General features: G+C 65.8%; 3 protein-coding genes. All 3 read left to right on the top strand.

Translation table 11 applies throughout. The features are described 5' to 3' along the window. On the top strand, positions 1 to 1,284 hold a 1,284-nt coding region (locus AC1DSN_RS20275; protein ID WP_477332487.1), incomplete at its 5' end, for a PqiB family protein. Continuing rightward, a complete protein-coding gene (locus tag AC1DSN_RS20270) occupies positions 1,281 to 1,871 on the top strand; it encodes a PqiC family protein (RefSeq protein WP_477294780.1) in 591 nt (196 codons plus the stop codon). The genes AC1DSN_RS20275 and AC1DSN_RS20270, both read left to right, overlap by 4 nt. 188 nt (positions 1,872 to 2,059) lie before the next feature. Then, positions 2,060 to 3,369 (top strand): leucine--tRNA ligase (gene leuS, locus AC1DSN_RS20265; protein WP_477332485.1); only part of this gene is annotated, 1,310 nt, incomplete at its 3' end.

The following is a 3,369-nucleotide window of genomic DNA, read 5'->3' as shown; positions in this document are numbered from 1 at the left end:
CTGTTGTCCGGTGCGTTCATTGGTGCAGACGCTGGCGATTCGGAAGAAGAACAGACCGACTTTACCGGACTGGAAACGCCGCCTGCGGTAACCCATGGTGCGCCCGGGCGTCGCTTCGTGCTGCACGCGGCCGACCTGGGCTCGCTCGATATCGGTTCGCCGGTCTATTACCGGCGCATCCAGGTCGGCCGCATCGTTTCGTACGAGCTGGACAAGGACGGCAAGGGCGTGTCCCTGCAGCTGTTCGTCGACGGCCCGAACGATCGCTTCGTCCACCAGGATGCGCGCTTCTGGAATGCCAGTGGCGTGGATGTGTCGCTCGGTGCCGATGGCCTCAAGCTCAACACGCAGTCGCTCGCCACGGTGATCGCCGGCGGCGTCGCATTCCAGGATGCGCCGGGGCCGCACGACGAAACGGCGGCGCCGGAGATGAAAGAGTTCAGCCTGTTCAATGACCAGGCCACGGCCATCGCGCCGCCGGACGGCAAGCCGCGTTATATCCGCATGCGCTTCGAGCACTCGTTGCGTGGACTCAACGTGGACGCCCCGGTCGAGTTCCTCGGCGTGAAATTCGGTCGCGTCGTGTCGGTCAACCTCGATTACGATGCGAAAACGCAGACCTTCCCGGTCATCGTCGGTGCGGTGGTCTATCCGGACCGCCTGGGCCAGGCCCACGACAAGCTGGCCAAGCTCTCCGGCGGCACCGACGATTCGGAGATGCCGAAGATCATGAGTGGTCTGGTGGCCCACGGCCTGCGTGCGCAGGCACGTAACGGCAACCTGCTCACCGGCCAACTCTATATCGCCCTGGACTTCGATCCGAAGGCGAAGAAGGTGGCATTCAACGAGAACGCCCGGCCGTTCGAAATCCCGACGACGCCGGGTGATTTCGACCACCTGCAGGAGCAGATCGCCAGCATCGTCGACAAGATCGAGAAGATTCCGTTCGATTCCATCGGCAAGAACCTCGACGGCAGCCTGCACGAACTCAACGGCACGTTGAAGCAGGTCAATACCGAGCTGCTGCCCGAGGCAAAGCGCACGCTGCAAGGCGTGAACAAGACGGTCGGCACGGCCAACGATGCGCTGTCGGAGGATTCCCCGCTCCAGCAGAACATCGGCAACACCCTCGAGGAGCTGCAGCGCACGGTGCGCTCGGTTCGCGCTTTCACCGATTACCTCGGTCGTCATCCCGAGGCGTTGCTGCGCGGCCGGGGCGCCGACGCTCCGCCGCCGGTCTCCACGCCGTCGACCCCGAAGCAGGGCAAGGACGTACAGCCATGATCCAGACACTTCGCCTTGCCGGCGCCGCTCTCCTGGTCACCGCCCTGGGCGCGTGCTCCTCGGCGCCCACGCACTTCCATACCCTGGTGCCGTCGTCGGCCCCGATGGCGTCCGTGGCCGCGCCCTTCGTGATCGACGTGCAGGCCGTCGGCGTGCCGCCACAGGTGGACCAACCCTCCCTGGTACTGCGCCACGGCGCCACCGGTGTCTCCGTGCTGGATGGGGAACGCTGGGCCTCGCCGCTCGGCGACGAGATTCGCGGCGCTCTTGTGGCCGACCTCTCCGCTCGCCTGGGAACGCACGACGTGCACGGACTGCCCCATGCCAAGGGCGACAAGGTCGTTCGCGTGCAGCTGGATGTACGCCGCTTCGACTCCGAAGTGGGCGGTAGCGCCACCCTGGAGGCAAGCTGGTCGGTTCGCTCGGGGGAGACGGCGGGCGCAGCCTGTGCCTCGCGAGCCAGCGAGCCGGCGGGCTCGAGCTACGACAGCCTCGTCGAGGCCCATCAACGGGCCGTTGGCCAGGTCGCCGACCAGGTGGCTGCCGCCGTCCGGGCCGTCGCCGCCGGCCAGTCCACCTGCCAGTAACGGCTCCCCTGTAGGAGCCGATTCATCGGCGATGGGTGCTCGCGCCCACGCCCGAAGCCCCGCTCCGCAGGGATCGCCGATGAATCGGCCCCTACAGAAAGCGCCCCTGCGCCGCCTTTCGCTTTGCCTGAACCGTCCCCGTGGGATAGTCTCCCGCGATTGTGAGCATCCCACCGGTACCCAACACCATGCAGGACACCCAAGACCAGGGCACGCGCGAACAGGGCGGTTACGCCCCCGACGCCGTCGAGACCGCCGCGCAGCACTTCTGGAACGCCACCCGCGCGTTCGAAGTGACCGAGGACGCGAGCAAGCCGAAGTTTTATTGCCTCTCGATGCTGCCGTACCCCTCGGGCGCCCTTCACATGGGCCACGTTCGCAACTACACCATCGGCGACGTGATCAGCCGTTTCCAGCGTCAGCAGGGCAAGAACGTATTGCAGCCGATGGGTTGGGATGCGTTCGGCCTGCCGGCCGAAAACGCCGCGATCAAGAACAACACCGCGCCGGCGAAGTGGACCTACAAGAACATCGAGCACATGCGCGAGCAGCTCAAGCGCATGGGCTTCGCCTACGACTGGACCCGCGAGGTCACCACCTGCCGCCCCGAGTACTACCGGTGGGAACAGCAGATGTTCACCCGGCTGATGAAGAAGGGCCTGGTGTACCGCAAGAACAGCGTCGTCAACTGGGATCCGGTCGACCAGACCGTGCTGGCCAACGAGCAGGTGATCGACGGTCGCGGCTGGCGCTCGGGCGCCTTGGTCGAGAAGCGCGAGATTCCGCAGTGGTTCCTCAAGATCACCGCGTACGCGCAGGAATTGCTCGACGGCCTGGATACGCTGCCGGGCTGGCCCGATGCGGTCAAGACCATGCAGCGCAACTGGCTGGGTCGCTCGGAGGGCCTCGAAATCCACTTCGACGTGGACGGCGAGTCTGAGCCGCTGACGGTCTTCACCACGCGCCCGGACACCTTGATGGGGGTCTCGTACGTCGCGGTAGCGGCCGAGCACCCCATTGCCACGCGTGCCGCGGTGGGCAACGCGGGTCTTGCCGGGTTCATCGAAAGCTGCAAGGCCGGCGGTGTATCCGAAGCCGAGCTCGAGACGCAGGAGAAGCGCGGCTACTACACGGGCGTCGATGCCACGCATCCGCTTACCGGCGAGAAGGTGCCGGTGTGGGTCGCCAACTTCGTGCTGATGGGTTATGGCACGGGTGCCGTCATGGCCGTACCGGGTCACGACCAGCGCGACTGGGAATTCGCCCAGAAGTATTCGCTGCCGATCAAGATGGTCGTCGTCGATCGCGGTGTGGTCGATGCCGTGGCCGAACTGCGTCGCGACCTCGCGACCGACGGTGGCGACGTGGTGCAGAACGCACTGGAAGGCGGCTCGTCCGATGCCTACCAGTCGTCCTCGGCGGTCGAGACGATCAAGACCTTCGAGTCCGATATCCAGACCGCCGGTGCGTACACCGAGTACGGCACGCTGATCAATTC

Source organism: Luteibacter sp. P4_D7_3, assembly GCF_056401735.1.
This window is presented reverse-complemented; position numbering and strand designations above follow the sequence as displayed.

What these genes read in the sequence shown, in the direction of transcription:
- AC1DSN_RS20270 (WP_477294780.1), top strand. Translation starts at nt 1,281, where the DNA reads ATGATCCAGACACTTCGCCTTGCCGGCGCCGCTCTCCTGGTCACCGCC.